The sequence below is a fragment of the Streptomyces sp. HNM0645 genome, from assembly GCF_030056615.1.
Lineage (GTDB): Bacteria > Actinomycetota > Actinomycetes > Streptomycetales > Streptomycetaceae > Streptomyces > Streptomyces marianii.
Genome location: NZ_JASHLT010000070.1, coordinates 1 through 25415, shown reverse-complemented (window position 1 = coordinate 25415; position 25415 = coordinate 1). Strand labels below are relative to the sequence as shown.

General features: G+C 71.7%; 23 protein-coding genes. 11 read left to right on the top strand and 12 right to left on the bottom strand.

The genetic code is table 11. From position 1 onward, the window contains the following. The first annotated feature begins 48 nt into the window (after positions 1 to 48). The 3 genes from QMZ92_RS33260 (at position 49) to QMZ92_RS33250 (ending at position 4318) form a co-directional block, all read left to right on the top strand. Complete coding sequence (locus QMZ92_RS33260; RefSeq protein WP_283301296.1) at positions 49 to 816, top strand: ABC transporter ATP-binding protein; 768 nt, start codon at positions 49 to 51, stop codon at positions 814 to 816. Continuing rightward, a complete protein-coding gene (locus QMZ92_RS33255; RefSeq protein WP_283301295.1) occupies positions 813 to 3671 on the top strand; it encodes an ABC transporter permease in 2859 nt (952 codons plus the stop codon). Before QMZ92_RS33260 ends, QMZ92_RS33255 begins: the two co-directional genes overlap by 4 nt. Positions 3672 to 3778: 107 nt before the next feature. Further along, entirely contained in the window at positions 3779 to 4318 is a 540-nt protein-coding gene (locus QMZ92_RS33250) for a bacterial proteasome activator family protein (RefSeq protein ID WP_283301294.1), read from the top strand. A 123-nt stretch (positions 4319 to 4441) separates the two neighbouring features. On the opposite strand, the gene QMZ92_RS33245 is transcribed toward QMZ92_RS33250, so the two are convergent. The 7 genes from QMZ92_RS33245 to pdhA form a co-directional block, all read right to left on the bottom strand. Next, positions 4442 to 5434: an NAD(P)H-quinone oxidoreductase gene (locus QMZ92_RS33245; RefSeq protein ID WP_283301293.1), complete on the bottom strand. Its 993-nt coding sequence runs from the start codon at positions 5432 to 5434 to the stop codon at positions 4442 to 4444. Between the two features lie 10 nt (positions 5435 to 5444). Further along, complete coding sequence (locus tag QMZ92_RS33240) at positions 5445 to 6521, bottom strand: potassium channel family protein (protein WP_283301304.1); 1077 nt, start codon at positions 6519 to 6521, stop codon at positions 5445 to 5447. Between the two features lie 20 nt (positions 6522 to 6541). Then, positions 6542 to 7978, bottom strand: coding sequence for a molybdopterin molybdotransferase MoeA (locus QMZ92_RS33235; RefSeq protein ID WP_283301292.1), 1437 nt, complete (start codon positions 7976 to 7978; stop codon positions 6542 to 6544). Then, positions 7975 to 8910 (bottom strand): NTP transferase domain-containing protein, encoded by a 936-nt coding sequence (locus tag QMZ92_RS33230; RefSeq protein WP_283301291.1) that lies wholly within the window; start codon positions 8908 to 8910, stop codon positions 7975 to 7977. The genes QMZ92_RS33235 and QMZ92_RS33230 overlap by 4 nt, the downstream gene beginning before the upstream one ends. A 78-nt stretch (positions 8911 to 8988) precedes the next feature. Then, the gene (locus QMZ92_RS33225; protein WP_283301290.1) at positions 8989 to 10518 is read right to left on the bottom strand and encodes a dihydrolipoamide acetyltransferase family protein; all 1530 of its coding nucleotides are present in this window, start codon (positions 10516 to 10518) and stop codon (positions 8989 to 8991) included. Next, positions 10518 to 11531, bottom strand: a complete 1014-nt coding sequence (locus QMZ92_RS33220; protein ID WP_269729393.1) for an alpha-ketoacid dehydrogenase subunit beta — start codon at positions 11529 to 11531, stop codon at positions 10518 to 10520. Before QMZ92_RS33220 ends, QMZ92_RS33225 begins: the two co-directional genes overlap by 1 nt. After that, positions 11528 to 12688 carry a pyruvate dehydrogenase (acetyl-transferring) E1 component subunit alpha gene (gene pdhA / locus QMZ92_RS33215; RefSeq protein ID WP_283301303.1) on the bottom strand — a complete coding sequence of 387 codons (1161 nt, stop codon included), beginning with the start codon at positions 12686 to 12688 and terminating at the stop codon, positions 11528 to 11530. Before pdhA ends, QMZ92_RS33220 begins: the two co-directional genes overlap by 4 nt. A 214-nt stretch (positions 12689 to 12902) precedes the next feature. Between pdhA and QMZ92_RS33210 the strand changes: the two genes are divergently transcribed. Continuing rightward, positions 12903 to 13418, top strand: coding sequence for an Lrp/AsnC family transcriptional regulator (locus QMZ92_RS33210; protein ID WP_283301302.1), 516 nt, complete (start codon positions 12903 to 12905; stop codon positions 13416 to 13418). Between the two features lie 148 nt (positions 13419 to 13566). Here the strand turns inward: QMZ92_RS33210 and QMZ92_RS33205 are convergent, their stop codons facing one another. Both QMZ92_RS33205 and QMZ92_RS33200 read right to left on the bottom strand, forming a co-directional pair. Further along, on the bottom strand, positions 13567 to 14160 hold the full coding sequence (locus QMZ92_RS33205) for a TetR/AcrR family transcriptional regulator (RefSeq protein WP_138054150.1): 594 nt from the start codon (positions 14158 to 14160) through the stop codon (positions 13567 to 13569). After that, positions 14157 to 15707, bottom strand: coding sequence for a 3-hydroxyacyl-CoA dehydrogenase (locus QMZ92_RS33200; protein ID WP_283301288.1), 1551 nt, complete (start codon positions 15705 to 15707; stop codon positions 14157 to 14159). The genes QMZ92_RS33205 and QMZ92_RS33200 overlap by 4 nt, the downstream gene beginning before the upstream one ends. Positions 15708 to 15831: 124 nt before the next feature. Between QMZ92_RS33200 and paaN the strand changes: the two genes are divergently transcribed. After that, positions 15832 to 17493, top strand: coding sequence for a phenylacetic acid degradation protein PaaN (gene paaN / locus QMZ92_RS33195; RefSeq protein ID WP_283301287.1), 1662 nt, complete (start codon positions 15832 to 15834; stop codon positions 17491 to 17493). A gap of 78 nt (positions 17494 to 17571) precedes the next feature. On the opposite strand, the gene QMZ92_RS33190 is transcribed toward paaN, so the two are convergent. From QMZ92_RS33190 to QMZ92_RS33180, 3 genes are read right to left on the bottom strand one after another with little or no spacing between them, the layout of a single operon-like run. Further along, positions 17572 to 18231, bottom strand: a complete 660-nt coding sequence (locus tag QMZ92_RS33190; RefSeq protein WP_283301286.1) for a TrmH family RNA methyltransferase — start codon at positions 18229 to 18231, stop codon at positions 17572 to 17574. Continuing rightward, on the bottom strand, positions 18228 to 19424 hold the full coding sequence (locus tag QMZ92_RS33185; RefSeq protein ID WP_283301285.1) for an HTTM domain-containing protein: 1197 nt from the start codon (positions 19422 to 19424) through the stop codon (positions 18228 to 18230). Before QMZ92_RS33185 ends, QMZ92_RS33190 begins: the two co-directional genes overlap by 4 nt. Continuing rightward, a complete protein-coding gene (locus QMZ92_RS33180) occupies positions 19421 to 20311 on the bottom strand; it encodes a DUF5819 family protein (RefSeq protein WP_283301284.1) in 891 nt (296 codons plus the stop codon). The genes QMZ92_RS33185 and QMZ92_RS33180 overlap by 4 nt, the downstream gene beginning before the upstream one ends. A gap of 111 nt (positions 20312 to 20422) precedes the next feature. On the opposite strand from QMZ92_RS33180, the gene paaA reads away from it, so the two are divergent. From paaA to QMZ92_RS33150, 6 genes are all read left to right on the top strand, one after another. Next, positions 20423 to 21457: a 1,2-phenylacetyl-CoA epoxidase subunit PaaA gene (paaA, locus tag QMZ92_RS33175; protein ID WP_283301283.1), complete on the top strand. Its 1035-nt coding sequence runs from the start codon at positions 20423 to 20425 to the stop codon at positions 21455 to 21457. Further along, positions 21454 to 21744 carry a 1,2-phenylacetyl-CoA epoxidase subunit PaaB gene (gene paaB, locus QMZ92_RS33170; protein WP_266380441.1) on the top strand — a complete coding sequence of 97 codons (291 nt, stop codon included), beginning with the start codon at positions 21454 to 21456 and terminating at the stop codon, positions 21742 to 21744. Before paaA ends, paaB begins: the two co-directional genes overlap by 4 nt. After that, positions 21741 to 22442, top strand: a complete 702-nt coding sequence (paaC, locus tag QMZ92_RS33165; RefSeq protein ID WP_283301282.1) for a 1,2-phenylacetyl-CoA epoxidase subunit PaaC — start codon at positions 21741 to 21743, stop codon at positions 22440 to 22442. Before paaB ends, paaC begins: the two co-directional genes overlap by 4 nt. Further along, the gene (paaD, locus tag QMZ92_RS33160; RefSeq protein ID WP_283301281.1) at positions 22436 to 22936 is read left to right on the top strand and encodes a 1,2-phenylacetyl-CoA epoxidase subunit PaaD; all 501 of its coding nucleotides are present in this window, start codon (positions 22436 to 22438) and stop codon (positions 22934 to 22936) included. Before paaC ends, paaD begins: the two co-directional genes overlap by 7 nt. Then, positions 22937 to 23989, top strand: a complete 1053-nt coding sequence (locus QMZ92_RS33155) for a 2Fe-2S iron-sulfur cluster-binding protein (protein WP_283301280.1) — start codon at positions 22937 to 22939, stop codon at positions 23987 to 23989. Positions 23990 to 24067: 78 nt separating this feature from the next. Continuing rightward, positions 24068 to 25225: an acyl-CoA dehydrogenase family protein gene (locus QMZ92_RS33150; protein WP_283301279.1), complete on the top strand. Its 1158-nt coding sequence runs from the start codon at positions 24068 to 24070 to the stop codon at positions 25223 to 25225. Positions 25226 to 25415: the final 190 nt, after the last annotated feature.

Here is a 25415-nt window from a genome sequence, read left to right as displayed (position 1 = left end):
CACATCCGCTCACGTACGCCTCACGCGTACGCCCAAGGGGGACCTCTCATGTCCGACCATTCCCACCAGCCCCACCAGCCCCACCAGCCCCAGCAGCCCGTCCTGCAACTACGAAATCTGTCCCGGGTGCACGGCAGCGGTGCCACCGAAGTGCATGCACTGCGCGGTGTCGACCTCGATGTGTTCCCCGGTGAACTCGTCGCCGTCATGGGCCCGTCCGGCTCCGGGAAGTCCACGCTGCTGACGATCGCGGGCGGCCTCGACACACCGACGTCGGGCCAGGTGATCGTCGAGAACACCGACATCACCACCGCCGACCGCAAGACACTCGCCGCACTGCGCCGGCGCAGCATCGGGTACGTCTTCCAGGACTACAACCTCATACCGGCGCTGACCGCCGCGGAGAACATCGCGCTGCCCCTCGAACTCGACGGCCACTCCGCCCGCAAGGCCCGGAACGAGGCCGTCGCGGCCCTCGACGAGATGGGTCTCGGCCATCTCGCCGACCGGTTCCCCGACGAGATGTCCGGCGGCCAGCAGCAGCGGGTGGCCATCGCCCGCGCGCTCGTCGGCGACCGCCGCCTGGTGCTCGCCGACGAACCGACCGGCGCTCTGGACTCCGAGACCGGCGAGTCCGTCCTCGCGCTGCTGCGCACGCGCTGCGACGCGGGAGCGGCGGGCATCCTCGTCACCCATGAGCCCCGCTTCGCCGCCTGGGCGGACCGGGTCGTCTTCCTGCGCGACGGCTCGGTGGTCGACCAGACCGTCCGAAGCGACGCGGCCTCCCTGCTGAGCGGTCAGGCGGCCGAGCGGTGAGGAACTGGTACCACTCCTGGCGCGCCGCGGTCCGTATCGCCCGCCGCGACGCCGTCCGCTCCAAGGGACGCAGCTTCCTCGTCCTCGCGATGATCGCCCTGCCGATCCTCGGGGTGAGCGCCGCCGATCTGACCCTGCGCAGCGCCGAGCTCTCCACCGAACAGTCCCTGGAACGCAAGCTCGGCCGGGCCGACGCCCAGGTGAGCGATGCCCAGACCGGTGGTGTGCCGATCCACCAGACCCCGGACGGCAACGGCTACGACCCGGTCGGGGACTTCACGGACAAGCCCTGGCCCGAGGGCAGCACGGATGTCCGCAAGGCCCTGCCGGCCGGCACGGAGTTCCTCGAGGACTCGTCCGGTTCCGGGAAGCTGCGCACCGCGCACGGGCTGCTGAACGCCGAGATCCGGGAGCTCAGGGCCACCGATCCGATGGCCGAGGGAATCATGACGCCGATCAGCGGCCGCTTCCCGAAGTCGCCGGACGAGGTGGCGGCGACGACCCACTTCCTGGAGTCCAGCGGGCTGAGCGTGGGCTCGAAGCTGGTGGCGCGCGGGCTGGAACGCGAGTACACGATCACCGGCTCCTACGAACTGCCGGACTCGCTGAAGAGCGACCAGGTCAACGCGCTCCCCGGCGCGCTGCTGGACCCTCTCGACAAGGCGCTCACCGCAGACGGGCTGCCGGGGACCGAGAAGTCCACGAGCTACCTGGTGAGCCTGTCGGGCGGTTTCACGTGGAACATGGTCCAGGAGATCAACGCCAAGGGCGTCACGGTACAGTCCCGCGCCGTGCAGCTCTCGCCGCCGGCCGATGCGGACGTACCGCTGTACGAGCACAAGGGCTGGGAAGACAGGAACTACGAGCGGAGCACCGCCGCCCAGGCCGCGGCGCTCGCGGCGGTCGGCACGGTCGTCGGTCTGGCCATGCTGGAGATCTGTCTGCTGGCAGGGCCCGCCTTCGCGGTCGGCGCCCGGCGCTCGCGCCGCCAACTCGGGCTGGTCGGAGCCAACGGCGGCGACCGCAGCCACGTCCGGGCCATCGTCCTGGCCGGCGGGCTGGTGATCGGCGTCGCATCCGCGGTCGTGGGCACGGTCCTCGGCCTGGTGCTGACGTTCGCGCTGCGCCCCCTGCTGGAGGACTACATCGGTGCGCGCTTCGGCAGCTTCGACATCCGTCCCCTCGAACTGCTCGGCATCGGGCTGCTCGCCGTGATCACCGGTCTGCTGGCCGCGATCGTCCCCGCGGTGACCGCTTCCCGTCAGACCGTTCTGGCCTCGCTCACCGGCCGCCGCGGTATCCGCCGGAGCAACCGGGTACTGCCCGTGCTCGGACTGGTCGCCGTGGTACTCGGCGCCGCGATCGCCCTCTACGGCTCGCTGCTCACCGAGCAGTTCGTCATCGTCGCCGGCGGCAGCGCCCTCGCGGAGCTCGGCGTGGTCGCCATGACGCCCGCGCTGGTCGGTCTGTTCGGCCGCTCCGGTCGCTGGCTGCCGCTGTCGCCGCGGCTCGCGCTGCGGGACGCGGTGCGCAACCGCGGCCGCACGGCACCGGCGGTGGCCGCCGTGCTCGCCGCGGTCGCCGGAACCGTCGCCGTGGCCACGTACGCCACCAGTAGTGACGCCCAGTCTGAGGCCACGTACGAGGCGCGGCTGCCGCACGGTGCGGTCTCGATGGCCATCGACGACGGCGGCGGACGGGATGTGCCGGCGGCCCGCGCCGCGGTGCAGAAGTACCTGCCGGTGGACGTGCGCGCCGATGTGGACCGGATCGTCGTCGGGAGCGCCAACTGCCCGCCGTTCGGCGGCGGCAAGGAATGCGGCAGCTACGAGATCGTCGTGCCCGAGCCGAACCGCTGTCCGCTGTGGAGCACCTCCGACGGCCAGGATCCCTCCGAGAAGTACACCAAGGCCCAGCTGCGCGCACTCGCCAAGGACTGGCGGTGCAAGGAGAGCTCCGGCAGCACCTACACGGAGAGCGGAGTGCTCGTCGCCGACGAGAAGCTGCTGGACGTGCTCGCCGTCGACGATCCCGCCGCCGCGAAGGCCCTGGCGGACGGCAAGGCCGTCTCCTTCGACAGGCGCAACCTCGACGGGAGCGGTGCGGTCGGCATCCGGCTGATCACCGACATGGAGGCTGCGAACCGGGCGATAGAGAACGGCAAGGAGATTCCCGGCGCGGTCAAGTCCTTCCCCGTCCACCAGGCGGCCGACGACGTCGACGCCTATGGCGTGGCCATGATCCTGCCGCCGGCGACGGCCAAGGCGGCCGGTATCACCACCGTCCCGCTCGGTGCGTACTACTCCACGGACCGGATGCCCAGCAGCGAACAGCGGCAGAAGCTCGACGGTGAGCTCGACAAGTCGGCCACGAACATCGATCTGCACATCGAGGAGGGCTACACCAGCGACAACAGCATCGTCCTGCTGGCCTTGACCGTCTTCGCCGGGCTGGTCACGATCGGGGCGGCCGGTATCGCCACCGGGCTGGCACAGGCCGACGCGGAGGCCGACCTCAAGACCCTGGCGGCCGTGGGGGCCCCGCCACGGGTCCGTCGCACGCTGAGCGGATTCCAGTGCGGCGTCATCGCCGCGATGGGCGTGGTCCTCGGCTCGGCCGCCGGAGTCCTGCCCGCGATGGGCCTGCGGCTCACCGAGCACCGCCAGGAGCTCAAGTGGTACGAGGAGGCACTGGACGCCGGCTGGGGCGGGAACCTGACCCCGCCGGTGTCGACGATCGTCATCCCGTGGGGGACGCTGGCCGCCCTGCTGGTCGCGGTGCCGCTCGGCGCGGCCCTGCTGGCGGCACTGGTCACCCGCTCCCGGGGCGCGCTGGCCCGCCGCGAGGCGATCTGAGCCCTTTCGGCACGCACCCGGTGAAATCGTGCCCCCGCACCAGGGTGGATCACCCCGGTGCGGGGGCACACCGTGGGGGGAACCACAGGTGCGAGAGAATGGACGGCATGGAGATGCCGAGGAGTGAACGGTCGCAGGAGAGCCCTCCGGTCCTCATCGTGGGACAGAACGGGATGGCGCTCGGCGGCGGTGAAGGTGACGGCCAGCCTCGCGAGGTCCCGGTGACGGAGATGGTCGAACAGCCCGCGAAGGTCATGCGGATCGGCAGCATGATCAAGCAGCTGCTGGAGGAGGTGCGCGCGGCACCTCTGGACGAGGCGAGCCGGGTCCGGCTGAAGGAGATCCATGCGAGCTCGGTGAAGGAACTCGAGGAGGGGCTGGCCCCGGAGCTCGTCGAGGAGCTGGAGCGGCTGTCGCTTCCGTTCACCGACGAGGCCGTGCCCTCGGAGGCCGAGCTGCGCATCGCCCAGGCCCAGCTGGTCGGCTGGCTCGAGGGGCTCTTCCACGGCATCCAGACGGCGCTGTTCGCCCAGCAGATGGCGGCTCGCGCCCAGCTCGAGCAGATGCGCCGTGCGCTCCCCCCGGGTGCTCCGACCGACGACGACCCCCTCCACGGCGGCGCCGCCCGCTCGGGCCCCTACCTCTGAGTTCCCTCACGCAGAGCGGCCCCGTCCTTCGCAAGGGCGGGGCCGTCGTCATCGGCACGCGGTCCGCACCGGCACGGAGCGGGACGGTGGGGGCCCGTCCTCCGGCCCGGATGGGCCCCCGCTTCAGCGCTGCCAGGCCGGGGCCACCAGCAGCACCTTGCCCACATGGGCGCCGGACTCCAGGATCCGGTGCGCCTCGGCCGCCTCCGGCATCGGGAGAGCACGGTCCACCACGGGCTTCACCGCCCCCACCTCGATGAGCGGCCAGACGTGCTCCCGCACGGCGGCGACGATCGCCGTTTTCTCGTGCAGCGACCGCGCGCGCAGCGATGTCGCGGTCACCGCGCCCCGCTTGCCCAGCAGCACCCCGAGGTTCAGCTCGCCCTTCACCCCGCCCTGCAGCCCGATCACTGCCAGACGCCCGTTGACGGCCAGCGCACGCACGTTCCTGTCCAGGTACTTGGCGCCGATGATGTCGAGAATGACATCGGCCCCGGCACCGTCGGTAGCCTTCCGCAGTTCCTCGACGAAGTCCTGCTCGCGGTAGTCGATCAGGATGTCGGCGCCCAGCTCGGCGCAGCGCGCCAGCTTCTCCGGCCCTCCTGCGGTAACGGCCACACGTGCGCCCACCGCCTTCCCCAACTGGATGGCCATCGTGCCGATCCCGCTGGCGCCGCCGTGTGCCAGCAGCGTCTCACCGGGCCGCAGATGGGCGACCATGAACACATTGGACCAGACGGTGCACGTGACCTCGGGCAGTGCCGCCGCCGTGATCAGGTCGACGCCCTGGGGCACCGGGAGCAGCTGGCCGGCGGGCACGACCACCCGCTCCGCGTATCCGCCGCCCGACAGCAACGCGCACACCTCGTCGCCCACGCTCCATCCGGAGACTCCGGAGCCGACGGACACGATCCGGCCCGAGCACTCCAGCCCCGGATACGGGGACGCGCCGGGCGGCGGGTCGTAGAAGCCCTGCCGCTGGAGGACGTCCGCGCGGTTGACAGCGCTCGCGGCAACCTCGACGAGGACCTCCCCCTGGCCGGGTTCGGGATCCGGTGCCTCCGCCCAGACCAGCGCCTCGGGACCACCTGGTTCGGGAATCGTGATCGCATGCATGGGCGCGAGGCTACTCCGGCTTGGCGTTGCCGCCGCCCCGCACCGCACCGGGCAGCGCCTTCGTCGCGCGCACGATGGTGATGACCCGGTCCGTCAGCTGGAGCGGGCTGGCCTCGGGGTCGTCGTAACCGAGCAGCCGGTGCCCGCGCAACACGCTGACCACCAGGTCTTCCACCTCCCTGACGTTCTTGCCGACCTCGCGCTTTATCACCGGCCGCTCGACGATGTCGAGCCCGCTGCCCTGCTGGATCAGGTCTTCCATCACCGTGCCCGCGTACGGGCTGAGCACGGACAACCCGAGGAGCCGGCCCGCCGCGCTGGCGCTGGTGATCACCGCGTCGGCGCCGGACTGACGCAGCAGAGGCGCGTTCTCCTCCTCCCGGACCGCGGCCACGATCTTCGCTCCCCGGTTGAGCTGCCGCGCAGTGAGCGCGACCAGGACCGCCGTGTCGTCGCGCTGGGTGGCGATGATGATCTGCCGTGCCCTCTGCACCTCGGCCCGGAGCAGCACATCGCTCCGGGTCGCGTCGCCGATGACACCCGTGAAGCCGTCCGCGTTCGCGGCCTCGATCACCTTGGAGCTCGGGTCGACGATGACGACCTGTGCCTTCTCCAGGCCCGTCGCACACAGGGTCAGCAGTGCGGAGCGCCCCTTCGTGCCGAAGCCGATGACGACGGTGTGGTCACGCAAGGTGGACCTCCAACGGTTCAGCCGCCACTCCTCCCGGGTCCGTTCCGTGAGGACCTCGAGAGTGGTACCGACCAGAATGATCAGAAACAGCACGCGTAGCGGCGTCACCAGCAGCACATTGATCAGACGCGCACTGTCGCTCTGCGGAACGATGTCGCCGTAACCCGTGGTGGAGAGCGTTACGGTGGAGTAGTAGACGGCGTCGAGGAAGTCGACCTTCTCGTCGGCGTTGTCGTAGTAGCCGCCGCGGTCCAGCCAGACGATGAGGACCGTCAGTACGAGGACGAACAAGGCCAGCAACAGCCGCTTGGTGACCTGCCGCAGCGGTCTTTCGACGGTCTGCTTGGGCAGGTGCACCCGTGAGACGGCCAGTTGTTCGTCCGCTTGCCGGGCCATCGCGTCATGGCCGGGAAGTTTCACGTGAAACACCCTTCGGAGCTCGGTGGCCAGGGGAGATCGAGGATCTCCAGCTCGTCGCCGGACCGCCCTCCCCCGGGAGGCACGACGGCGAGACCGTGTGCGGCGGCGATTCCCCGCAGCATGGCCGGACCGCGGTAGTGCAGCGGTACGACCTTGTCGCCGCGGTGCACCACCGGCACCAGCCGGGTGTCCTGCGGGTGCCCGTGGACCTCGTCCCTCAGGGACGCGCGATACGGCGCCGGGGTTGCCTGCCCGGACCGCTGGCGCAGCAGGGGCTCCGCGAGCGTGAGCAGTCCGGAGACGGCGGCGAGTGGATTTCCCGGCAGTCCCACCAGATGGCGGCCCGGAGCGAGCCTGGCCAGGAGCATCGGATGCCCGGGGCGTACGGCGACGCCGTCGACCAGCAGATCGGCACCCGCCTTGCGCAGCACGGGGTGCACATGGTCGACCGGTCCCGCGGCCGTGCCGCCCGTGGTGATGACCAGGTCGGCAGGGGAATCGGTGACGGCCCGCTGCAAGGCGTCCGCATCGTCGCCGACCCTGCGGGTACCGGTCACGTCTGCCCCGAGGGCGCGCAGCCAGGGAGCGATCATCGGCCCGAGCGCATCACGGATCAGACCGTCGTACGGCAGTCCCTCGGTGAGCAACTCGTCGCCCAGGACGAGCACCTCCACCGTCGGACGGAGCACCGTGAGCAGTTCGTCGTAGCCGGCAGCGGCCGCGAGACCGAGTACGGCAGGGGTGACCAGCGTCCCTTCGGCCAGCAGTTGGTCGCCGGAGCGGCATTCCTGGCCCCGGGGCCTGATGTCCTGACCGTGCAACACCCCCCGCTGGGCGTGCAGATGACCGCTGTCGTCGGTCCGGGCGTGCTCGCTGCGGATCACTGCGGTGGCGCCGGGCGGAACGCGGGCACCGGTCGCGATCCGTACGGCCGCGCCGTCCGCGAGGGTCCCGGCCTCCCCGTGCCCGGCGAGTATGCCGCCGTCGCCGGACTCCACCGTCCACGGTCCCGGGCCCGCGACCGCCCAACCGTCCATGGCGGACGTGTCGAACGACGGCAGATCGACGAACGCGGTGAGCGGAGTGGCGAGCACCCTGCCGAGGGAGGCGGCGAGGGGATCTCGGTGGGTGCGCAGCACCCCGGCACGTCCGGCACGGGACGCGACGGCGCGTGCCTCGTCCCAGGGCATGCCGCGGCGCCGTCCGTGGAGGGCGTTCCGCCCCGGTGCGGACGGCTCCTGACGTCCGGGCGAAGTCGCCGACCGCCTTCCCACCAGCGCGAGCGCGTCCTCCATGCCGTCGTCGCCCTCCGCCGTCGGGGCGGAGGCACGGTCATCGGACCGGTCGTGGGACACGGGACACGGCGCCGGCTCACCGGTACCGCCCTGTCCGGTGGCGCCGGAAGCACCGAGATCACGGTCCTGTTCGGTCATCGGCTGCCGGCCTCGTCGCTGCGGTCCGGACCGTTCCGGCCGTCCTCACGTCCGTTCGCCCCTGCCCTGTCTGCCGCGGCTCCGTCCGCCTCGGCCGCCCACCGTCCGGCCAGCGCCGCGGCCTTGCGGGCCGCCTCGGCGACCGCCTGGGCATCGTCACCGCCGGCCCTCGCCGCCGCATAGCCGACGAGGAAGGTGGTCAGCGGAGCCGCGGGCCGCGCTACGCCATGGGCGGCGTCCCGGGCGAGGTCGAGCAGCAGCCCCGTGTCCACCTCGAGGTCGATGTCGAGTTCGTCCTTGACTGCGGTGATCCATTCATCCAGCACGTTCCCATGCTCCCTGATCCTGGCCCGGGCTGTGACGATGTCCTCCCAGGTGTCGCAGTCGTACGCGGCGAGCGGTCCGGCGGCCACCCGGTCCAGGTCGAGTTCGGCCGTCAGCAGACGCAGCGGCAGCCCTGAGAGACCGCCGTGCTCGGCGGCGATCAGGGCCAGTTCGCGATGGAGCGGTTCCGCGCGGTACGCCGCGACGAGCGGCTGGTCCCGTCCGTCGGCGTCGACGAGGAGCGCGCCCTCTCGCCCTCCGGAATCCAGGGCGTCGACCAGCCGTCGCACGGTCCCGTCGTCAAGGAAGGGGAGATCCGCGGAGAGCACCACGACGGTGGGGGCGCCGGTCCGGCGGAGGCCCGCGTGGAGCGCGGCGAGCGGCCCGCCGCCCGGCGGGGTCTCGCGCGTCCAGGTCACCGGGCGCGCAGTCGGCCGCCGCCCGCCGACGACGACCGTGCGCCCGGCGCCCCGGCTTGCCGTCAGCACCCGGTCGAGCAGTGTCCGGCCGCCGACGCTCACCCCCGGTTTGTCCGCGCCGCCGAGCCGCTCGGCGGCGCCTCCGGCGAGCACGATGGCGTCGTAGTCCGCTTCCGCATCGGCAGTCACCCCAGAAGTATGGGCCGTGACCGCCGATACGGAACCACTCGGCCCCGCGGACGCGGGTTTCCCGGGCTACCGCGCAGATCAGAGAGTGCGCAGCAGCACCGCGGGCTGCTCCACGCAGTCCGCCACGTACCGGAGGAAGCCGCCGGCCGTGCCTCCGTCGCACACCCGGTGGTCGAACGTGAGCGAGAGCTGCACGACCTGGCGGACGGCGAGCTGCCCCTCGTGCACCCAGGGCTTGGGCACGATACGGCCGACACCGAGCATGGCCGCCTCCGGGTGGTTGATGATCGGCGTGGAGCCGTCGACCCCGAACACGCCGTAGTTGTTCAGCGTGAACGTGCCGCCCGTGAGATCGGCCGGGGTGAGGCTGCCCTGGCGGGCCTTGTCGGTGAGCCGCGCGAACTCCTCGGTGAGCGACTCCGCCGTGCGGTCCTGTGCGTCACGGACGACCGGGACGACCAGGCCTCGGTCGGTCTGGGCCGCGAAGCCCAGATGGATCCCGGGCAGCCGCACGATCTCCCTCGTCTCGAGATCCACCGTGGAGTTGAGCTCCGGGTGGCGGGCGAGCGCCGCCGTGCAGATACGGGCCAGCAGGGCAAGCAGCGAGATCTTCGGCCCACCCGCCGCGTTCATGGCCCCGCGGGCGGCCATGAGTTCGGTGGCGTCCGCGTCGACCCAGCAGGTCGCGTCCGGAATCTCCCGGCGGCTGCGGGAGAGCTTTTCCGCGACGGCGCCGCGCACCCCGCGCAGCGGAATCCGCTCACCGGTGGCCGCGCCGTGCGCGGCGCCGGTCGCCGGTGCGGGCTTGGCGGCGGTGGCGGGAACCGGCGGCTGTGCCGCGACGTGCTGCTCGGCCGCGCCGGCCCGGGCCCGCACGGCGTGCTCCACGTCCACGCGCAGGACCAGCCCGTCCGGCCCGGACCCCCGTAGCGCTCGCAGATCGACCCCGTTGTCCCGGGCCAGCCGCCGCACCAGCGGTGAGATGACCGCGACCGGACCTTCGTGGGCGGACGGGACGGCTTCGAGGCCGACGTCGCCCTGGGCGGGGGTGCCGCGCGGCGCGTCGGGCGCCGGGCTCTCCACGGCGCTGTCCCAGACCGGTTCGCGTCCCGCGGTGGACGCCCCGGACGTCCCACCCGGCACAGGTCCGGGAGCCGACGCGACGGGTCCACCACCGCTCGCGGTACGTGCGTCGCCCGTGGGGGCGGACCTGCCGCCGATGGGCGCCGACGGGCGGACCCTCCGGCGGCGGGCCGCCGGTGCACCCGTCCCGTAGCCCACGAGGACGTTGCCCGAGGACTCCGCCTCCCGGCTCGCGGCGGTGCCGGCACCCTCGGCGGAACCGTCGGGGACGGGCTCCGTCGCGCCCACCGCGACGGTGAGCAGGGGAGCCCCGACGGGAAGCTCCGCCCCTTCGTCACCGAAGCGCTGCGTGACCACACCCGCGTACGGGCAGGGCACCTCGACCATCGCCTTTGCCGTCTCGACCTCGACGACCGGCTGGTCGACGGCGACGACATCGCCAACGTCCACCAGCCAGCGGACGATCTCCGCCTCGGTCAGTCCTTCACCGAGGTCCGGCAGCCTGAATTCGAGCACCTGGGCCATCAGCTCTCCGCCTCCCACTGCAGCCGTGCCACGGCGTCCAGTACCCGGTCCACACCCGGCAGATGGTGACGCTCCAGCATCGGCGGCGGGTAGGGAATGTCGAAACCGGCCACCCTCAGCACGGGGGCCTCGAGGTGGTGGAAGCAGCGCTCGGTCACCCTGGCCGCGATCTCGCCGCCCGGACCGCCGAAACCCGTCGACTCGTGGACGACGACGGCCCGGCCCGTGCGGCGCACGGAGGCGCACACGGTCTCGTCGTCGAACGGCACGAGCGAACGCAGATCCACGACCTCCAGGTCCCAGCCCTCGGCCTCGGCGGCCTCCGCCGCCTCCATGCAGACCGGCACGGAGGGACCGTAGGTGATGAGCGTGGCGCTGCGCCCCTGGCGGCGCACCACCGCGCGGCCGATGGGTTCCACGGCCGCCGGGGCGTCCGGCGACCAGTCGGCTTTGGACCAGTAAAGCCGCTTCGGCTCCAGGAAGACCACGGGGTCGTCGGAGGCGATGGCCTCCCGCAGCAGTCCGTACGCGTCCTCGACCGTCGCCGGTGTGACGACGTGGAGCCCCGGGGTCGCCATGTAGTACGCCTCGGAGGAGTCGCTGTGGTGCTCGACGCCTCCGATGCCGCCGCCGTAGGGCACCCGCACGGTGATCGGCAGCGGCATCGCCCCGCGCGTCCGGTTGCGCATCCGGGAGACATGGCTGATCAGTTGCTCGAACGCCGGATAGGCGAAGGCGTCGAACTGCATCTCGACGACGGGACGCAGCCCGTACATCGCCATGCCGACGGCCGTGCCGAGGATGCCGGCCTCGGCCAGCGGGGTGTCGGTGCACCGGTCCTCGCCGAACTCCTTGGCGAGCCCGTCCGTGACCCGGAAGACCCCGCCGAGGGTGCCGACGTCCTCGCCCATGACGTGGACGGTCGGGTCCTCGGCCATGGCGTCGCGCATCGCGCGCTGGAGGGCCTGCGCCATCGTGGCGGGCTTGGCCTGCCGTGCGGTTGCCGTGCTCATCGTGCGTCACCCTCCGCGCCGTGGGCGCCCTCTCCGCTCTCGGCGTCCATCTCGGCCCGCAGCTGGGCGGCCTGCTCCCGCAGCTGACTGGTCTGCTCGGCGTACACGTGCTCGAACAGGTCCATCGGGTTCAGCACGGGATCCGCGTTCATCCGCTCCCTCAGCCGGGCCGCCATCGCATCGGCGGCCTCGGCGGCCGACCGTACTCCGTCCTCGTCGAGCAGTCCCCGGCCCGTCAGCTCCGTCTCCAGCAGCCGGATCGGGTCGTGCTCGCGCCAGGCCTCGACCTCGCTCTCACCCCGGTACCGGGTGGCGTCGTCGGCGTTCGTGTGCGCGTCGATGCGGTAGGTGATCGCCTCGACGAGGGTCGGACCACCGCCCCGCCGGGCCCGTGCGACGGCTTCGCCGAGCACCTCGTGCACCGCCGCCGCGTCGTTGCCGTCGACGAGCCGACCGGGCATTCCGTACCCCACGGCCTTGTGCGCGAGGGAAGGGGCCGCGGTCTGCTTGGACAGCGGCACGGAGATCGCGAAGCCGTTGTTCTGCACGAGGAAGACGACTGGCGCCCGCCAGACGGCGGCGAAGTTGAGCGCCTCGTGGAAGTCGCCCTCGCTGGTGCCGCCGTCGCCGACCATGGCGAGCGCCACGACGTCGTCGCCCTTGAGCCGCGCGGCGTGGGCCAGACCCACGGCGTGGGGCAGCTGGGTGGCGAGTGGGGTGGACAGCGGGGCGATGCGGTGCTCGTACGGGTCGTAACCGGTGTGCCAGTCACCGCGCAGCAGCGTCAGTGCCTGCACCGGGTCGAGCCCGCGGGCCACCGCGGCGAGGGTGTCCCGGTAGCTGGGGAACAACCAGTCGCGCTCCTCCAGCGCGAGGGCGGCGGCGACCTCGCAGGCCTCCTGGCCTGTGCTCGACGGATACACGGCGAGCCTGCCCTGCTTGGTGAGGGCGGTCGCCTGCGCGTTGTACCTGCGGCCGCGGACCAGCTCCGCGTACAGCCGCAGAAGCAGCTCGGGGTCGGCCCCGGCCGCGGCGTCGGTGCCGAGGACCCGGTACGGCTCCGGGTCGGGAAGCAGCGGCGCAGGGTCGGTGCGGGGCTTCCAGGCGGGCGGCGGGGTGGGCCGGTAGGCCGCACCCGGCCGCTCCTGGACCGTCATGCTGCTCTTCTTCAACGCGAGCACCTCCTCGTGGGAGCGGGCATAAGGACCCATGAAGGGCGCGGAGTGTGAGGCGCCTCACCTACCGATTGTTCGGTCGTGGGCGCATTTTGGCTACAGGCACCTTCAGCCTGTGGACAAACGGTTCTCCACAGCCTGGGATAGGAGCAGGTCGTCCACGGCGGAAAGGTGGGGGGACGTGACAGCTGAACAAATGGCCGACGACGGGGACCACACGGTCTACGCAGCGGTGCCCGGCGCGGACCGGGGGCGGCCGGCGCGCGCCCTGGACGCGATCGACCGCGACATCCTCCGCATCCTCCAGACGGACGGCCGCGCCTCGATACGGTCCGTGGCCGAACGCGTCCATGTGTCGCGGGCCAACGCCTACGCCCGCATCAACCGGCTGATCGACGACGGAGTGATCCGGGGCTTCAGCGCACGGGTGAACCACGAGCGCGCCGGCCACGGCGCCTCGGCCTACATCACCCTGAAGATCGTCCAGAACTCGTGGCGGACGGTGCGCGAGCAGCTCCAGGCACTACCCGGGGCCGCCCACATAGCGCTGGTCAGCGGCGACTTCGACGTGCTGCTCCTGGTCCACACGCCGGACAACCGCACCCTGCGCGAACTGGTGCTGACCAGGCTCCAGGCGATCCCCGAGGTGCTGTCCACCCGCACACTGCTGGTCTTCGAGGAGACGGACCTGGATCCGGACCCGGCGCGCTGAGGCCCGTGCGGGCGCTCGTCACCGTACCCGGCCCGGGGCGGTGCCCCGCCGGGCCGGACCACGGCGAGGCCGTCCGGCTCGGCGCGCCCCGGCCCCGGGCGCGATCCGGGCCCGCGACGCCGTACGCCCGCGGCACGCGGGCCCCGGCTCAGGACGCCGTCCGCAGGCCGTCGAAGGCCAGCCGGACCACCGCGTCCGCGACCTGCTGCCGGTCGTAGCCGGTACCGGCCTGCGGCCTGTACCACTCCACCAGGGAGTTGACCATGCCGAACAGCAGCCGCGTCGCCAGCCTCGTGTCCATGTCCGCGCGCAGGTCGCCGTCCGCCGCGGCCGCCTTGAGAAGATCGGCGACCCGGTGGTCGAACTCGCGGCGCCGTTCCATCGCCCACCGCTCGGTCCTGGTGTTGCCCCGGACCCGCAGCAGCAGCGTGACGTAGGGCAGCTCCGCCATCAGCACCTCGACGGTGCGGCGGGTCACGTACTCCACCCGTTCCAGCGCCCGTCCGCGCGTCGCGCCCGGCTCCTCGAGGATCCCGAAGAGCCCGTCGAGGGCGCGGCTGACGGCCCGCCTCAGCAGTTCCTCCTTGCCGGCCACGTGGTGGTATATCGACGACTTGGAGATACCCGCGGCCTTGGAGAGATGCTCCATGGAAGTGCCGTCGTAGCCGCGTTCGTTGAAGACCCCGACGGCGACGGACAGCAGCGTCTCCGGGGTGTACGTGTCGCGCTTCGCGGTGGTCATGAGGCCTGCTCGCCCTTCATCCGGACGTACGACTGGCGGTAGAGGCCCAGTGACGGCGCATAGCGGCCGGTCGGCACGCGCGCGTGGAGTTCGTCGAGGAGCTCGTGCGCCCAGGCGCGGCCCAGCCGGTGCCCCCATTCCACGGGGCCGACCGGGTAGTTGACCCCGAGCCGCATGGCGGTGTCGATGTCCTCCGGGGAGGCGACCCCCTTGGCGACGGCGTCGGCCGCGGCGTCCACGAGCATCGCGACCGTCCGTGCGACGATCATGCCGGGCACGTCGCCGATGACGCTGACCTTCTTGCCGAGGGCCTGGAAGAGGCCTATCGACTGCCGCAGGGTCTCCCAGCCGGTGACCTCCGAAGCGGACAGGGCGATCCTGGTCGCCGACCGGTAGTCGAGGGCCAGGTCGAAGTAGACGACGTCACGGAACTCCGCCGACGTCTGCCCGTCCGCGAGCGCGAGCTGCCCGCCGCTCGGGAGCAGGATGCGGGTCCCGCGGTCCTCGTCCTCCTCGTACACCGTGATGCCGGACTCCCGGCACAGCGTGATCAGGGCCCGGGCCGGCCCCAGGTCGCCCTCCACGGTGATGTGCGGCGGGGGCTCGGTCTCCGGGGCGGTGTGCGGCTCGGGACGCTCCGCGCCGTCCTCGTAGGCGTACCACCCGTGGCACGACTTGCGCCCCAGGCGACCCGACTCCACGAGACGGCGCTGGGCGAGCGACGGTGCGAACTTGGGGCTCCGGAAGAACGACTCCCACACGGAGCGGGTGACGGCCTCGTTGACGTCCTGGCCGATCAGGTCGGTGAGCTCGAACGGGCCCATCCTGAATCCGCCGCACTCGCGCAGGACCGCGTCGATGGTGGCGGGGTCCGCGCCGCGCTCCTCGTGGACCGCGAAGGCCTCGGCGTAGAACGGCCGGGCGATGCGGTTGACGATGAAGCCGGGGGTGTCCGCGCAGCGGACCGGGGTCTTGCCCCACGCCTTCGCCGTCTCGTGTGCGCGGGCGGCCGCGTCCTCGTCGGTGGCGAAGCCGCTGACGACCTCGACCAGCGGAAGAAGCGGCGCCGGGTTGAAGAAGTGCAGTCCGACGAAGCGTCCGGGACGGCGCAGCGCGCCCGCGACGGCGGTGACGGACAGGGAGGAGGTGTTGGTGGCGAGGAGGCAGTCGTCGGCGACGACCTCCTCGAGCGCGCGGAAGAGCTCCTGCTTGACGGTGAGGTCCTCGACGACGGCCTCGATGACGAGCGCGCTGTCCGCGAGCTCGGCGATCTCCGTCGTGGACGACAGCCGGAGCGCCGCCGCGCCGCGGGCCTCCTCCTCCAGCCGCCCCTTCTCGACCAGCCGCTCGAGGCGGGTCAGGATCTCGCCCGCGCCGGACTCCGCCTGGCCGGGAGCGACGTCGTGGAGGCGCACACGATGGCCGGCGAGCAGCGCGACCTGCGCGATGCCCTGCCCCATGGTGCCGGCGCCCACGACGGCGACGGTGCGGCTGGGGGCGATGGCGTCGGTGCCGCTCGGGCTCCCTGCGGCGTCGGTGACGGTCATGGCAGTGATCCTCCCCTACGAGTCATGCACAGGATCTGCGGACCCCCCTTGTCCCGACCGATCGTTCGGTTACTCTAACTCTGTCCGCGTTCCCCTGCCCAGCTCACCGAGGAGTTGGTCTGCCATGCAGCTGACCGAGACCCACCGGCCGACGCTCGACCGGGCTCTCGAGGTGATCCGCACCCGGGCGTACTGGTCGCCCCACCCCGAGCACCCGAAGGCGTACGGCGAGACCGGCGCGGCCGACGGCCTCGCGGCGTACCAGGCCCTGCTCGGCTCGCGTTTCGAGCTCGACCAGCCCGGCACCGACGGCTGGACCGGCGGAGAGGTGTCGCCGTACGGACCGGAGCTGGGCATCGAGTATCCGCACCCGGACCTCGACGTCCTGCTGCCCGCGATGCGCGCGGGCATGGCCGCCTGGCGCGACGCGGGCCCGGAGACGCGCGCCCTGGTCTGCCTGGAGGTCCTGTCGCGGATCAGCGCACGCACCCACGAGTTCGCCCACGCGGTCATGCACACGAGCGGCCAGGCGTTCATGATGGCGCTCCAGGCCGGCGGCCCGCACGCCCAGGACCGTGGTCTGGAGGCGGTGGCGTACGCCTACGAGGAGCAGACGCGCACGCCGCAGACCGCCCACTGGTCCAAGCCCCAGGGCAAGCGGGACCCGCTGGAGCTCCGGAAGTCCTTCACGGCCGCCCCGCGCGGCATCGCGCTGCTGATCGGCTGCAACACCTTCCCGACGTGGAACGGCTACCCGGGTCTGTTCGCCTCGCTGGCCACCGGCAACCCCGTGCTGGTGAAGCCCCACCCGCGCGCGGTCCTCCCGCTCGCCATGACGGTCCGGATCGCCCGTGAGGTGCTGGGCGAGGCGGGCTTCGACCCGAACCTGGTGGCCCTGGCCGCCGAGCGCCCGGGCGAGGGCATCGCCAAGACGCTCGCGCTCCGCCCGGAGATCAAGATCATCGACTACACCGGGTCGACCGAGTTCGGCGACTGGCTCGAGGAGAACGCCCGCCAGGCCCAGGTCTACACGGAGAAGGCCGGCGTCAACACGGTGGTGATCGACTCCACCGACGACTACAGAGGGATGCTGTCGAACCTGGCGTTCTCGCTGTCCCTGTACAGCGGCCAGATGTGCACCACCCCGCAGAACCTGCTCATTCCGCGCGACGGCATCACCACGGACGCCGGCCCCAAGTCGTACGACGAGGTCGTCGCCGACATCGCGGCTTCCGTGAGCGGTCTGCTCGGCGACGACGGCCGGGCGAACGCCCTGCTGGGCGCCCTGGTGAACCCGGATGTGAAGGCACGCCTCGAGGCTGCGGCGGGTCTGGGAGAGGTGGCACTGCCCTCCCGCGAGGTCGCCAATCCGGAGTTCCCCGACGCCGTCGTGCGCACACCCGTGATCGTGAAGCTGGACGGTGCCAAGCCGGACGACGAGGCGTCGTTCATGTCCGAGTGCTTCGGGCCGGTGTCCTTCGCCGTCGCGGTCGACTCGACGAGCGACGCGCTGGAGTTGCTTCGGCGCACGGTGCGCGACAAGGGCGCGATGACGGTCGGCGCGTACACGACCTCGGCGGAGACCGAGCGTGCGGTCGAGGAGGTCTGCCTGGAGGAGTCGGCGCAGCTCTCCCTGAACCTCACGGGCGGCGTCTATGTGAACCAGACGGCGGCGTTCTCGGACTTCCACGGCTCCGGGGGCAACCCCGCGGCCAATGCGGCCCTGTGCGACGGCGCCTTCGTGTCCAACCGCTTCCGCATGGTGGAGATCCGCCGCCAGGCCTGACCTCCGGCCCATGCCGCCCGGCCCGGCGACGTCCGGCCCGCTCGCGTGAGCGGGCCGGACGTCGCTCTCGTCGGCGGGTCAGGACACAGGCGGGACGTCCGCGTACCGCTGGATCCAGGAGTGCATGGCGATCGCGGCGGCCGCACCGGCGTTGATCGAGCGGGTGGAGCCGAACTGGGCGATCGAGCACACCATGGCGGCGTGCTTCCGCGCCTCCTCGGTGAGCCCGGGCCCTTCCTGGCCGAAGAGGAGCACACAGCGCCTCGGGAGCACGGTCCGCTCCAGGGGGACCGCGCCCGGCAGATTGTCGATCCCGATGATCGGGAGCTCCTCGGCGGCCGCCCAGGCGGTCAGCGACTCGCTGTCTGGGTGGTGGCGCACGTGCTGGTAGCGGTCGGTGACCATCGCCCCACGCCGGTTCCAGCGCCGCCGCCCCACGATGTGGATCTCCTTGGCCAGGAAGGCGTTGGCGGTCCTGACCACGGAGCCGATGTTGAAGTCGTGGCCCCAGTTCTCCACGGCCACGTGGAAGTCGTGCCGCCGGGTGTCCAGGTCGGCGACGATCGCCTCCCGCGTCCAGTAGCGGTACCGGTCGACCACGTTGCGCCGGTCCCCGGCCGCGAGCAGTTCGGGGTCGTACGGCTCCCCGTCCGGCCACGGGGCCGGATGGGGACCGACGCCCACCTCCGGGCCGTAGCCGTCGTCGTACTGAACGGGTTCCTGGGTCTCGGTGCTCACCCGACGAGAGTACGGGTGGCCTGCTCCTCGGGTGTAGCGCGCTGCTCGGGGATCCGTACCGCCCGCCGCAGGACCCGGTCCCTGGCGCCGGCCGCCCAGCCGCCGAGCCGGCGCAGGAAGGAGGTGGGCAGGAAGACGGCGTCGGCGGCGATCATCGCGAGGGAGAAGAACGGCAGTCCGAGCAGGAGGGCGATACCGGCGTGCTCCAGCATCATGGCCACCAGCAGGACGTTCTTGACCTTGCGGTTGAACAGCGTGAAGGGGAACGCGACCTGCACGATCACCGTGCCGTAGGTCAGCACCATCACCATCAGCCCGCTGTTGGCGAGGATGTCTGAGAGCGCGGGCCAGGGCGTGAAGTAGTCGAGTTTGAGCGGGTAGTACAGCGCGCTGCCGTCCTGCCACCGGGAGCCCTGGATCTTGTACCAGCCGGCCGTGGCGTAGATCAGGCAGACCTCCGCCATGATCACCACGAGGGCGGCGTTGTGGGCGAGGTTGGCAAGGACGTCGAGAAGGGTGCGGAGCTCGCTGCGCGGCGCTCGGCGGTTCACCGCCCACCACACGCCCTGGCAGCCCCACAGCCCCCAGAGCAGGAGGGTCAGCCACCATTCCCCGCCGGTCCGGTGCGTCAGCGACCCGACGAGGAGCAGCAGACCGAGCACCACCCAGAGCACCGGCCCCCAGCGGTCCGGCGCCCGGTCCGCGGCATCCGCCGTGCGCCGCGCCCGCCGGGCGTCCAGGGACCAGACCTGGCCGCAGCGGGTGAACACGAGATAGACCGCCATCAGATGGATCACGTTGTCGCCGCCGTCGCCCATGAAGATGGACCGGTTCTGCAGTGACAGCACGCCGACCATGAAGACCACCGACATGGCGCGGGTGCGCCAGCCGAGCAGCAGCAGCACGGCGGACAGCACCGCGACGGTGTACACGGTCTCGAACCAGACGGCGCTGTCCGACCACATGAGCGCGGTGAACGCGTGGTTCTCGGCGATCAGCTGCTGGGCCATGTCCCAGCCCCAGGGGCCGTCCGGGCCGTACAGCTCGCGGCGGTGCGGGAACTCGCGCAGCAGGAACAGCAGCCAGGTCAGGGAGAAGCCGATCCGGACGATCGCACTCTGGTACGGACCGAGGGCCGTCGACGTCACCCGCTGGACGGCGGCGGCGAGCCGGCGGTCGAGTGGCTGGGTCACCGGCCCGCCTCCTCGTCGTTCGCGCCGTTGCGCACGTCGAGGGGCAGATCTGCGGAGGTCACGGTCCACCAGGGGAGCATCCGGTAGTACGGGCGGGTGTCGATCTTCTCGCGGCTCCACAACGGTGCCTTGACCGAGCGGGTGGTGGAACGGAGCTGGATGCGCTCGACGCGTCCGCCCAGGTCGTGGTCGTCCAGGCGCGTCATCACGATGCGGCGGACGTAGCGCTCGGAGAGCCGGCCACGCAGGCCGTTGGGCTTGTTGTCGTCCGTGTGGGAGTTGCCGTAGAAGTCCCAGCCCCTGCGCAGTTCGTTCTGGTGCACATGGCTGGGGAGGAGGTTGCCCCGGATCGCCTCGCCGTCCTCGGCCGAGAGGTCGATCCAGTCGCTCGTCCGGCGGCTGCCGTCACGTCCGGCGACCTCGGCGCGCACATGGACCGCGATGTTCTGCTGGAGCGGGTTGGGCGCGAAGAGCTTCCAGTTCTGCTCGAACTCGGGGTAGACCCACTCGTCGACCCCCTTGCCGTACTGCTTGGTCAGCGTGTTCGACGGCGCGACGTGCAGGAACACCATGGCCAGGTGGACGCCCGCGAGGACGGCGACCAGCCCGAGGGCGACCGCGGCCACGACCTGGTAGGGGAGGGAGAGGGCCGCGATACCGCCGGACGGGCGCTGCCGGAGCGGCGCCTCGCCCGGGTCGCCGGCTCCGGTCGCGTCGTCCGCGGGGCCGGCGGGCGCGGGCGCTCCCGGGTCGCCGGTCGCACCGTCACCGGTCGTCGCGCCGCGCCGGTCCGGACCGCCTGAGCTGCCCGAATCACGTATCGCGCCCGGCACGACGGGCGGAACCGCTCCGGCGCCCGCGGCACCGTCGCCGTCGTACGAGTCCATCCCGCCCCGATCCCCTTGGTCCACCGCGGCTGTCCACAGGGTTGACACCTTACGGGCCGCCGACTCACCATTGAAGTCATTCAACCGAACGATCGGTCGGTAGGGGGTCCGATGACGGCAGTGACAGCAGGGACGACTGCGGCTTCGACGCACCAGGCGCGGTTCGACGCTGCCGTGGCGGCCGACGAGCGCATCGAGCCCCGCGACTGGATGCCCGACGACTACCGCGCCTCGCTGGTCCGCCAGATGGCACAGCACGCGCACTCGGAGATCATCGGCATGCAGCCCGAGGCGAACTGGATCACGCGCGCGCCCTCGCTGCGCCGCAAGGCCATTCTCATGGCCAAGGTCCAGGACGAGGCAGGCCACGGCCTGTACCTGTACAGCGCCACGGAGACGCTCGGCGTGGGCCGGGACGAGCTGCTCGACAAGCTCCACTCGGGCCGCCAGAAGTACTCCTCGATCTTCAACTATCCGACGCTGACCTGGGCCGACGTCGGCGCGATCGGCTGGCTGGTCGACGGCGCCGCCATCACCAACCAGGTTCCGCTCTGCCGCTGCTCCTACGGTCCGTACGCCCGCGCGATGGTCCGGATCTGCAAGGAGGAGTCCTTCCACCAGCGCCAGGGGTACGAGCTGCTGCTGGCCCTCTCCCAGGGCACACCCGCCCAGCACGAGATGGCCCAGGACGCGGTGGACCGCTGGTGGTGGCCGTCCCTGATGATGTTCGGCCCCCCGGACGACGCGTCGGCCCACTCCGCACAGTCCATGGCCTGGAAGATCAAGCGGCATTCCAACGACGAGCTGCGCCAGCGGTTCGTGGACATCTGCGTCCCGCAGGCGGAGGCCCTGGGCCTGACCCTGCCGGACCCGGACCTGCGCTGGAACGAGGAGCGCGGTCACCACGACTTCGGCGCCATCGACTGGGACGAGTTCTGGCAGGTCCTCAAGGGCAACGGACCGTGCAACGAGCAGCGGATCACCCAGCGCCGCAAGGCCCACGAGGACGGCGCCTGGGTGCGCGAGGCAGCCGCGGCCCATGCCGCCAAGCGCGCCTCCGGCCGCCCCGGGGCGCTGCACGGGTCAACAGCGTCGGACGGGTCGGGCACGGAGTCCGACGAGGCACAGGTGGAGGCGACGGCATGAGCAGCTCGACGGACTGGCCGCTGTGGGAGGTATTCGTGCGCTCGCGCCGCGGCCTGTCCCACACCCACGCGGGCAGCCTGCACGCGCCCGACGCCGAGATGGCCCTGCGCAACGCCCGTGACCTCTACACCCGGCGCAACGAGGGCGTGTCGATCTGGGTGGTTCCCTCCACGGCGATCACCGCCTCCTCGCCCGACGAGAAGGACCCCTTCTTCGAGCCCTCCGCCGACAAGCCCTACCGCCACCCGACCTTCTACGAGATCCCGGAAGGGGTGAAGCACCTGTGACCGCCGCACTCGCCCTGGGCGACGACGCACTGGTGCTCTCGCACCGGCTGGGGGAGTGGGCCGGTCACGCCCCGGTCCTGGAGGAAGAGGTCGCCCTGGCCAACATCGCGCTGGACCTGTTGGGGCAGGCCCGGACGCTGCTCTCGCTCGTCGGCGACGAGGACGAGCTGGCCTATCTGCGCGAGGAGCGAGCCTTCCGGAACCTCCAGCTCGTGGAGCAGCCGAACGGCGACTTCGCACACACCATCGCCCGCCAGCTCTACTTCTCCACCTACCAGCGGCTGCTGTACGGGCAGTTGGCGGCGGGGGACAGCGAGTTCTCCGGGCTCGCCGCCAAGGCCGTCAAGGAGGTCGCCTACCACCAGGACCACGCAGAGCAGTGGACGCTGCGCCTGGGCGACGGCACCGCCGAGAGCCATGAGCGGATGCAGCGCGCCTGCGATGCCCTGTGGCGGTTCACCGGCGAGATGTTCCAGCCCGTCGAGGGCCTGGACGTGGACCGGGATGCGCTGCGGGCGGCCTGGCTGGAGTCCGTCACGACCGTGCTCAAGCGGGCCACCCTGACCGTGCCCGACACAGCGGACACCGGTGCCTGGTCAGCCGGCGCGGGGCGGCAGGGGCTGCACACGGAGCCGTTCGGACGGATGCTGGCCGAGATGCAGCATCTGCACCGGAGCCACCCGGGGGCGTCATGGTGAGTGGGACCGACACCGCTCTCGAGGCGGAGCTGCGCCGGCTGGCCGGCTCGGTGCCCGACCCCGAGCTGCCGGTGCTGACCCTGGCGGAGCTCGGGGTCCTGCGCGGGGTGCAGATCCTCGGCCCCGGCAGGGTCGAGGTCGAGCTCACCCCCACCTACACAGGCTGCCCCGCCGTCGAGGCGATGACTGCCGACATCGAACGGGTGCTGCACGAGCACGGCGTGGCCGAGGTGTCGGTCGTCAAGGTGCTATCCCCCGCCTGGTCGACGGACGACATCAGCGCGGACGGCAGGCGCAAGCTGGCGGAGTTCGGGATAGCCCCGCCGCGGCCGACCGCCGTGGACGGTCCCGTTCCGCTCACGCTCACGGTGCGCTGTCCCCACTGCGGTTCCACGGACACGGAACTGCTGAGCCGCTTCTCCTCCACCGCGTGCAAGGCACTGCGCCGCTGTGTCAGCTGCCGAGAACCGTTCGACCACTTCAAGGAGTTGTAGATGTTCCATCCGCTCCGGGTCAGCGAGGTCGAGCGGCTCACGGACGATTCCGTGGCCGTCACCCTCACGGTGCCCGCCGAGCTCCGTGAGGCCTTCCGCCACACTCCGGGCCAGCACATCGCCGTGCGCCGCACGGGGGTGAACGGCGAAGAGATCCGCCGTACGTACTCGATCTGCTCGCCGGCCGCCGCTGCCGGGGAGGAGGCCGTGCTGCGCGTGGGCATCAGGCTGGTCGACGGCGGCGAGTTCTCGTCCTACGCCCTCAAGGAGCTCTCGGCCGGCGACACGCTCGAGGTCATGCAACCGATGGGCCGGTTCGTCCTGGAGCCACGCGCCGGCCACTTCGCGGCGATCGTCGGCGGCAGCGGAATCACCCCTGTCCTCTCGATCGCGGCAACGCTGCTGGAGAGGGAGCCGGGGGCCAGGTTCTGCCTGGTTCGCAGCGACCGTACGGCGGCCTCGACGATGTTCCTGGACGAGGTGGCCGATCTCAAGGACCGCTACCCGGACCGCTTTCAGCTGGTGACGGCACTTTCCCGGGAGGAGCAGCAGACCGGGCTGCCCTCGGGCCGGCTCGACCGGGAGCGGCTGACGGTTCTGCTGCCGGCTCTGCTCGATGTGCAGGAGGTGGACGGCTGGTTCCTGTGCGGACCGTACGGGCTGGTCCAGGGCGCCGAGCAGGCGCTGCGCGGGCTGGGCGTCCAGCGGAGCCGGATCCACGAAGAGATCTTCCATGTGGACGACGTGCCCGCCCCCGCCCCGATCGCGGCGCCCGCGCACAGCAGGCTGACGGCCACGTTGGACGGACGCTCCGGTTCCTGGCCCGTGGAGGAGGGCGAGTCGCTGCTGGAGACGGTGCTGCGCGCCCGCTCCGACGCCCCCTACGCCTGCAAGGGCGGAGTGTGCGGGACATGCCGGGCGTTCGTGGTGTCGGGTGAGGTCAGGATGGACCGGAACTTCGCCCTCGAGCCGGAGGAGACGGAAGCCGGCTATGTGTTGGCCTGTCAGTCGCATCCGGTGACCTCGGACGTGGAACTGGACTTCGACCGCTGACGGCACCATTCCCTTCCCCGGGAACCTGGCCTATCTTGACGGACCGTCAGATAGCCGGTGCATGGGAGGGACTGGGCTGTGGACTTCACCTTCACCGAGGAGCAGCAAGCGGCAGTCGAGGCGGCCAGGGCGGTCTTCTCGGGCGTCGCACCCGACGCGGTACCGAGTCCCGCCCTCACCGCGGGTGCCGTGGCGGAGGACATCGATCGCGCGCTGTGGGCCGGGCTGGCCGCGGCGGATCTGCTGAGCCTGGTCCTCGGGCCCGAATACGGCGGTGCCGGCCTGGATCCCCTCGCGCTCTGCCTGGTCCTGCGTGAATCGGCGAAAGTGCTGGCGCGGGTGCCGTTGCTGGAGACCGGCGCGGTCGCGGCCGCCGTCGAGCGGTTCGGGGGCTCCGAGTGCGCGTCGCGACTGCTTCCACGAGTCGGCCGCGGCGAGCTCGTGCTGACAGCCGGCGCCAGTGGGCGCACCGGTCACGACCCTGCCGAGCTGGCCGTCACCGCACGCCGCGCCCGCGGCGAGGACTCCTGGCTCATCGACGGGGTACAGACCGCCGTGCCATGGGCCCAGTGCGCGGACGTCATCGCCGTGCCCGCGCACGCCGAGGACTGCCGGGCCGTGATCGCCCTGGTCCCCCGGATCCGGGAAGGGGTGTCACTCGCCGGACAGGTCTCCACCAGCGGAGAACTGTTCGCCGAAGTGCGGCTCGACGGTGTGAGGATCGACGGCGGCGATGTGATCGCTGCCGAGGGCGCCTGGGAGTGGCTGCGCGACCTGCTCACCACCGGCACCTGCGCCCTGGCCCTCGGCCTAGGCGAGCGTGTGCTGTCCATGACCAGCGAGTACACGGGGAAGCGCGAGCAGTTCGGTTTCCCCATCGCCACCTTCCAGGCCGTGGCCGTGCAGGCCGCCGACCGGTACATCGATCTGAGGGCGATGGAGGCGACGCTTCTGCAGGCGGCCTGGCGGCTCGGCGCACCTGCCGGCCGGAGAGCCGCACGGGGCGGACCGCTGCCCGTGACCGGTGATGTGGCGGTGGCGAAGATCTGGGCGTCCGAGGGGGTCCGCCGAATCGTGCAGACCGCACAGCATCTGCACGGTGGATTCGGCGCCGACACCGACTACGCACTGCACCGGTACCACGCCTGGGCCAAGCAACTGGAGCTGTCCCTCGGGCCCGCCGCGGCTCACGAGGAGGCCCTGGGAGACATGCTCGCGGCGCACCCGCTCGGCTGACGGTGCGCTGTCCCGCTCGGGGCGACGGGAAGGGGCCGGGTCGCCGGGTCGCCGGGCGAGAGCCTCGTTGCGGAGCAGGCCCGGCAGTCCGCGTTCGGGACCGTTGTCTAGACCCGGACTTCGCGGGTCACCGTTTCAGGTCTGTGGCCAGCGGGTTTGTCCGATGTCGGTGTCGAGTAGGTCGAGGAGG